We start from the raw sequence: 5,478 nt of genomic DNA, 5'->3' as shown, positions 1-5,478 counted from the left end.
GTTTGCCGAGCTTGATGTAGAGCTCAACGGCTCGGATTCGGTCTTCGTAGGAATACATGAACTACCTTCTAGTAGTCCAAGTTTTCGTCCGCACCCCCCTTCAGAAAACGGAAAAAATCGTACGCTAAGGCTTCTCGCAAACGATGGTCTGCGAGAAGCCTTGCTGAGAAGATGGCGCGGCGTGGCGTCGACGTGGCTGGGGTGTTCTCGAAAACCGTTCTCAATTCAAACGGCTTGGAACGGCGAGTTTCAAGAACGCAGGACGGTAGCCAGCGGCAAGAACAGGGTAAGCGGCGAGTCTGGCAAGGCAATGAAGCCGTGATGCCGGTAGAAAGCCGCTGCCGCCTCGTCCTTGGCGTCCACCATCAGGGCGAAGGCGGCAATCTCCGAACGGGCGGCACGGTCGAGCGCATCGGCCAACAGAGCACCACCTAGACCTTGGCTCTTGAAAGCCTGATCGACAGCCAAGCGGCCCATCCGAACGGCTGGCACGGTCGGATAGCGCGGCAGTTTCTTGACGGTGCTGGCCGGAAGATCGGCCAGCAGCAGGCTTGCCGAGGCCAAGGTGTAATAGCCAGCGATGCGCGACCCATCTGCCAAAGCCACGAAACAAGCAGCCACGCGGCGGCGAACGTCTTGGGTGGCTTGCTCGCGCAGGTAGCGATTCAGCGGCTCCGAATCGCTGTTGAACGCGGTGCGGTCATGCCCGGCATCAAGCGACGCGAGCCGGAACGGTGCACCGCTCATTCAGCGCGCAAGAGCTTGCTGCGACGGGCAAAGGCACGTTCCAGAGCTGGAGCCGGTAGCGGCGGCGACAGCAGCGCTTGTGCAAAGCATTCCTGATCGGCCAGCGAAAGCCGGATAACTTCCGCTTGCTCAATGGCGCGTTGCGCTGCGTCTTGGACGGCGGACACAACGAAATCGGTCATGGTGCGGCCTTGAAGTTCAGCGGCACGCTTGAGCATTGAATGCAGATCGGTGCTGATTCGGGCTTCGAGACGGGCGGTAGAGATGGCGACGGGCATGGCTTTGTCCTCCTGATCCAATGATACGGCAAATTGCCGTACAACTCAAGGCGGAATTTTCGGCGATTCCGGCTTACCGCACGATCTCTTCCGTTTTCTGAAGCGGCCCCCAGTAGCCACGCCCACGCCTCCAGGTCGTTGCAATTGCATCGGAGCCGTGATTAAATCGCATCATGATTGCCGACCCAACTCCCACCCCCCCCGCTACCGCTGCACGCTTGTCTTCGTTGGCTGAGCTGTGGCAGTACATCGATGATGCAGCGCCCGCACCAAAGAACACCTCGACTGCAAGAACAGGCCTTGCCAAGGTAAAAATGGGCGTGAAATTCGGAAAGAGGACTTACGCCGTTGCCATCGACAATGAGCATGCCTACCGGATTCTCAAGCGCGGCATCTCCAGTAAAGCAATCGGGCCTCTTGCTGCCTTTCTGGGCCTGGGCAAGGGCAATGTGGCTGAGTACCTGGATATGGACCGGGTGACCGCCAATCGGCGTGCTCAGAAAAATCAACCACTCCCAGACCATGCGGCGGAAGGCGTCTTGCGCCTACTTGAGTTGAACCGGATGGCCGTTGATACTTTCTCGACCGAGGAAGAAGCCACAAGATGGTTACGCCAGCCTCATCCCATGCTGGATGGCGACACGCCCCTTGATGCTGCGAGAAACTCATTTGGGAACGAGCGCGTCAAAGAGATTCTTGTCGCTATCAAATACGGCGGTGCCGTTTGAGCACCACCGTCTGGCGCATAGGCTTTGTACCGAGCCCGCAACCTGCTATTGCAGCCATCCTCGGATCGCTTGGCTACGGTTCAACCCTGGCCAATGGCCGTTGGCATACCAAAGGGCCTGCGCAGATCGTTTATGCGGGCTCCAGTCGGGCCCTGTGCCAGCTGGAAAAGCGCGTCCACTGCAACGGAGCCAATCCTGCCAATCAAGCCCTCATGCGCCTTGAATTGCCCGCCAGATCGGAAATCCTGCATGCGGCAGATCTGGGCCTCCCAAAGGACTGGCATGACCACATGGCAGCGACACAATCCATCGGCATGAACTGGCTTGCGTCCGGGGCGAGCCTGGGTCTTTGGGTGCCGTCATTTGTCGAGCGCGACGAAATGAACCTGCTGATCAACCCGGCCCATTCCCAATACGGGGCCATCCGGTTGGTCGTCGAGCGCAACCCTTTCGAATTCGACCCTCGCCTGTTTTAACGCATTGCCTAGGCCAACAGCGGCAGAAACCAGACGGCTCTTGGCACGGGTCTTTCATGCCATGAAGGGGCAGGGCGGGGCCTTCACACAAGGCCCCCGAGCACGTAGAATGGACGGTATTTCCTTTGGCGATCTTGGCCTCGTGCCAACCTTTCTTTTTATCAACCCCGATGGGCACCTCATGCCCCATCCGGGGCTGGTGCCCAGCTTCAATTCATGGAGATGGATATGACAAAACAAACCGCTACATCTGGCCAACCGAAATACGCCTTGGGCCAGTTGTTGACGCCGACCGAAAACTGACCCACTGGGGGTGCGGCGGAAATCTTGGACTACCTGGAGGTAGTTCATTTATTCATACGAAGACCGCATCCGAGCGGTCACGCTCTACATCAAGCTGGGCAAGCGCACCGGGGCGACTATCCGCCAGTTGGGCTACCCGACGAAGAACTCTTTGAAAAGCTGGCATGAGGAGTACGAGCGGCGCCTGGACCTGTCGTCCGGCTACGTGCGTTCGAAGCCGAAGTATTCTCAAGTTCAGAAGGAGCAGGCTGTCAAACACTACGCCGAGCACGGGCGCTGCATCGCCACCACGGTCGAGGCGTTGGGCTATTCTCGGGACTGGAAGGGCACGACCATCGAGCAGTTCATTGAAGTGGTCGACTCGTACATCCGTTGGTACAACGAGAAGCGGATCAAGATCTCCCTGGGGGCCCTCAGCCCGATCGAATACAGGGTGAGTCTTGGACTTGCGGCATAAAACCAGTCCAAGTTTTTATCCGCACCCCCTTACCACAGCCATGTCGTGTAATGTTCATGGGCAGCGGTCACCGCACCGCCTCCCACGGATTGAGAATGATCGCGCCCGTTGGCTGGAAATCAGCAACGTTGCGAGTAACCATCGTCATGCCGTGCACAAGGGCCGTTGCCGCAATGAGTGCATCGCGCTCGCCGCGCTTGTCGGGGACATGCAACCGTGCGCAGCGTTGCGCCACGGCGGTATCAATAGGCAGCGTGCGGCCGGAGAACTCGGGCAATACGTGCTGCTCCAGCCATGAGCGCAGCATGGCCCCCTGGGTGGCGTCCTTGCGTTCAATCGACAGAACGCCAAGCTCCAGCTCCATGATGGTGATGGCTGACACAAAGAGATCGGCGGCATCAACGCTTTCCGCCCATGCGGTCACGTTCGCATCGGCCTTGCCACTGCGTACCTTGCGCAGCTCCGACACCACGTTGGTATCAAGAACAAACATCATGTGAAATCAACCGGCCGGGGTTTGATGGTCACACGCGGCGGCACAAACTCGATGTCGGCGATACCCGGCATTGCCAGCGCATCGGCAATGTTGCGCCGCTGCTTGGTGAGCCGCTGATACTCCTCAAAGCTCATCAGCACATGGGCCGGTCGGCCGCGATCTGTAATGAACACTGGCCCGTTGTTTGCGGCCCGTTTTGCCTCGCTCGCCCCTTGGTTGAACTCGCGGCTTGATAGGGTGGTGATGGTCATAACTGCACCTCCGATAGGCGATAAATGTAGCCATGTTACTACAACATAAAAAAGGGAGCAAGCGTTTTTAGAGTCGGCAAACGGTGATTTCCTAGCCCTGCCGCCCGGGCCTTTGACAGGATGGCCGCTGCCTCGGCCCAAATGCCCGTGATCTTTTCCTTCGCCATGTTGGTGCGCAGGTACCATTCAGTTCGGAGACCGCATCTCCGTCAACTGAAGTCCGAACCGTTTACACAGAAATTCGGACACGCCCTCCTGCCTCCGTCCTCAACTACGGAGATCACGATGGCGACTACGCAAGAGTATCTGAGCAGGAGTCGGCTGTTTCGGCGCCTGAGAAGCGGTATCTACGGCCCATTTATCGAGCTGTATGGGGCGGGCACGCCTCGTGGAGGTCGGGCTCTCCAAACCCGGCACGTGGCGCTCCCTCAACAAGGTCAGCAATTCTCCTGGCTTGGATGGCACCCTTGAGCCCCAAACGTACAATCGCCCGCGGGCAGCCAGCGGATGCAAGTAGCCGGCCGCGCACAGCACCGCGTGTAGCGCATCGGCCGTTTGCCCCTTGAGCCAACACCGGTCCATGCGGTTGTCGTGTTTCAGATGCCCGATGCTGCGCGGGTTGCTGCGAGCCATGATGGCGACCGGGCCGCTGCCGCTCAAGGTGCTGCGTGTGTCTGAGGTATATCGCTAATTAGACACCCCTAAGTATTGCCGCGTTGTACAAGCATCGCTGTCAGGTGGAGTTGTTCTTCAAGTGGATCAAGCAACACCTGCGCATCAAGTTAAGCGGCTTGAAGACCCGGCGGGGCAGGAAGCAAGAGGCCAAGAGTCATCAATTGCGAGTGGCGCTTCGGGCCGTTTTTGCGGGATCAGCGTGACAATGTGTGCCTGTTGAGCGCAAATGAGGGCTCGTGATGTCCCAATTGGGATGGGTGCAAATCCTGTATGATCAACAACTTACGTCGATTGGTTACTTATTGAGTGCAAAAATTGCTATTGAAACGCAGCAATTTTTTTGCCCTCCGAAGCCAAGGGTCGTGGGTTCGATCCCCGCCAGCCGCACCAATTGCCTATGCCGTAGACGTTTCTTCGTCAGTTGGCCTTGCGAGAGTCTTTGTACGCTGCATATCTTGTGGGGCAGAACGCTGAAGTCGTAAAAAAATAGTGATATAATTCGAAATTCTTCGGAGGGGTGCCCGAGTGGCTAAAGGGGGCAGACTGTAAATCTGTTGGCTTACGCCTACACTGGTTCGAATCCAGTCCCCTCCACCAGTTATAGATGAGTCAAAAGTTGCTTGGCATTTGTCGGGTTGCGCTGATGTGGCAAACGTCACTGATGCGGGAGTAGTTCAATGGTAGAACCCTAGCCTTCCAAGCTAATGACGCGGGTTCGATTCCCGTCTCCCGCTCCATCGTCTGCAGGCTGGTTTTGAAGTTTAGAAAGTCTTTGGTATCGTTTTTGCGGTTCCAAAAGGCCCATGTGGCTCAGTGGTAGAGCACTCCCTTGGTAAGGGAGAGGTCGCGGGTCCGATTCCCGCCATGGGCACCAATTCTGGTGCGTCCGAATTCGGCTGCGCCGTGGTCCTGTTTTGTTGGCATAGATTTTTTTCGGAGTCGGAAAAATGGCAAAAGGCAAATTCGAGCGCACCAAGCCCCACGTCAACGTGGGCACCATCGGTCACGTGGACCATGGCAAGACGACGCTGACGGCGGCCATCGCCACGGTGCTGTCCGCCAAGTTC

General features: G+C 57.6%; 8 protein-coding genes, 3 tRNA genes and 3 pseudogenes. 9 read left to right on the top strand and 5 right to left on the bottom strand.

From position 1 onward, the window contains the following. Nucleotides 1-249: 249 nt before the first annotated feature. Both B7Y64_RS18930 and B7Y64_RS18925 read right to left on the bottom strand, forming a co-directional pair. The gene (locus tag B7Y64_RS18930; RefSeq protein ID WP_086926369.1) at nucleotides 250-747 is read right to left on the bottom strand and encodes a GNAT family N-acetyltransferase; all 498 of its coding nucleotides are present in this window, start codon (nucleotides 745-747) and stop codon (nucleotides 250-252) included. Next, nucleotides 744-1,025 (bottom strand): DUF1778 domain-containing protein, encoded by a 282-nt coding sequence (locus B7Y64_RS18925; RefSeq protein WP_067511936.1) that lies wholly within the window; start codon nucleotides 1,023-1,025, stop codon nucleotides 744-746. The genes B7Y64_RS18930 and B7Y64_RS18925 overlap by 4 nt, the downstream gene beginning before the upstream one ends. A 173-nt stretch (nucleotides 1,026-1,198) precedes the next feature. Between B7Y64_RS18925 and B7Y64_RS18920 the strand changes: the two genes are divergently transcribed. From B7Y64_RS18920 to B7Y64_RS18905, 4 genes and pseudogenes are all read left to right on the top strand, one after another. Further along, nucleotides 1,199-1,753 (top strand): antitoxin Xre/MbcA/ParS toxin-binding domain-containing protein, encoded by a 555-nt coding sequence (locus B7Y64_RS18920; RefSeq protein WP_082763069.1) that lies wholly within the window; start codon nucleotides 1,199-1,201, stop codon nucleotides 1,751-1,753. After that, nucleotides 1,750-2,229 carry an RES family NAD+ phosphorylase gene (locus B7Y64_RS18915; RefSeq protein WP_157667092.1) on the top strand — a complete coding sequence of 160 codons (480 nt, stop codon included), beginning with the start codon at nucleotides 1,750-1,752 and terminating at the stop codon, nucleotides 2,227-2,229. Before B7Y64_RS18920 ends, B7Y64_RS18915 begins: the two co-directional genes overlap by 4 nt. Before the next feature lie 349 nt (nucleotides 2,230-2,578). Next, nucleotides 2,579-2,842, top strand: a pseudogene (locus B7Y64_RS18910) (IS3 family transposase); the annotation flags it as partial. Next, nucleotides 2,834-2,989 carry an IS3 family transposase gene (locus tag B7Y64_RS18905; RefSeq protein WP_269089859.1) on the top strand — a complete coding sequence of 52 codons (156 nt, stop codon included), beginning with the start codon at nucleotides 2,834-2,836 and terminating at the stop codon, nucleotides 2,987-2,989. The pseudogene B7Y64_RS18910 and the gene B7Y64_RS18905, both read left to right, overlap by 9 nt. 67 nt (nucleotides 2,990-3,056) lie before the next feature. Here the strand turns inward: B7Y64_RS18905 and B7Y64_RS18900 are convergent, their stop codons facing one another. From B7Y64_RS18900 to B7Y64_RS18890, 3 genes and pseudogenes are all read right to left on the bottom strand, one after another. Further along, the gene (locus B7Y64_RS18900; RefSeq protein WP_198314750.1) at nucleotides 3,057-3,485 is read right to left on the bottom strand and encodes a type II toxin-antitoxin system VapC family toxin; all 429 of its coding nucleotides are present in this window, start codon (nucleotides 3,483-3,485) and stop codon (nucleotides 3,057-3,059) included. Further along, nucleotides 3,482-3,736: a type II toxin-antitoxin system Phd/YefM family antitoxin gene (locus B7Y64_RS18895; protein WP_067511925.1), complete on the bottom strand. Its 255-nt coding sequence runs from the start codon at nucleotides 3,734-3,736 to the stop codon at nucleotides 3,482-3,484. Before B7Y64_RS18895 ends, B7Y64_RS18900 begins: the two co-directional genes overlap by 4 nt. A 358-nt stretch (nucleotides 3,737-4,094) precedes the next feature. Beyond that, nucleotides 4,095-4,348, bottom strand: a pseudogene (locus B7Y64_RS18890) (hypothetical protein); the annotation flags it as partial. Between the two features lie 92 nt (nucleotides 4,349-4,440). Here B7Y64_RS18890 and B7Y64_RS18885 point away from each other — a divergent pair. The 5 genes and pseudogenes from B7Y64_RS18885 to B7Y64_RS18865 all read left to right on the top strand — a co-directional run. Beyond that, nucleotides 4,441-4,614, top strand: a pseudogene (locus B7Y64_RS18885) (transposase); the annotation flags it as partial. A gap of 308 nt (nucleotides 4,615-4,922) precedes the next feature. After that, nucleotides 4,923-5,008, top strand: a tRNA-Tyr gene (locus B7Y64_RS18880). A gap of 66 nt (nucleotides 5,009-5,074) precedes the next feature. Then, a tRNA-Gly gene (locus B7Y64_RS18875) sits at nucleotides 5,075-5,148 on the top strand. Nucleotides 5,149-5,210: 62 nt separating this feature from the next. Beyond that, a tRNA-Thr gene (locus tag B7Y64_RS18870) sits at nucleotides 5,211-5,285 on the top strand. Nucleotides 5,286-5,358: 73 nt separating this feature from the next. Continuing rightward, the coding region (locus tag B7Y64_RS18865) for a GTP-binding protein (RefSeq protein WP_233250791.1) at nucleotides 5,359-5,478 on the top strand (120 nt) is incomplete at its 3' end.

Origin of the sequence: Acidovorax sp. 35-64-16 (assembly GCF_002281195.1) — a bacterium.
Lineage (GTDB): Bacteria > Pseudomonadota > Gammaproteobacteria > Burkholderiales > Burkholderiaceae_C > Acidovorax > Acidovorax defluvii.
This window is presented reverse-complemented; position numbering and strand designations above follow the sequence as displayed.

What these genes read in the sequence shown, in the direction of transcription:
- B7Y64_RS18930 (WP_086926369.1), bottom strand. Translation starts at nt 747, where the DNA reads ATGAGCGGTGCACCGTTCCGGCTCGCGTCGCTTGATGCCGGGCATGAC.
- B7Y64_RS18925 (WP_067511936.1), bottom strand. Translation starts at nt 1,025, where the DNA reads ATGCCCGTCGCCATCTCTACCGCCCGTCTCGAAGCCCGAATCAGCACC.
- B7Y64_RS18895 (WP_067511925.1), bottom strand. Translation starts at nt 3,736, where the DNA reads ATGACCATCACCACCCTATCAAGCCGCGAGTTCAACCAAGGGGCGAGC.
- B7Y64_RS18900 (WP_198314750.1), bottom strand. Translation starts at nt 3,485, where the DNA reads ATGATGTTTGTTCTTGATACCAACGTGGTGTCGGAGCTGCGCAAGGTA.
- B7Y64_RS18920 (WP_082763069.1), top strand. Translation starts at nt 1,199, where the DNA reads ATGATTGCCGACCCAACTCCCACCCCCCCCGCTACCGCTGCACGCTTG.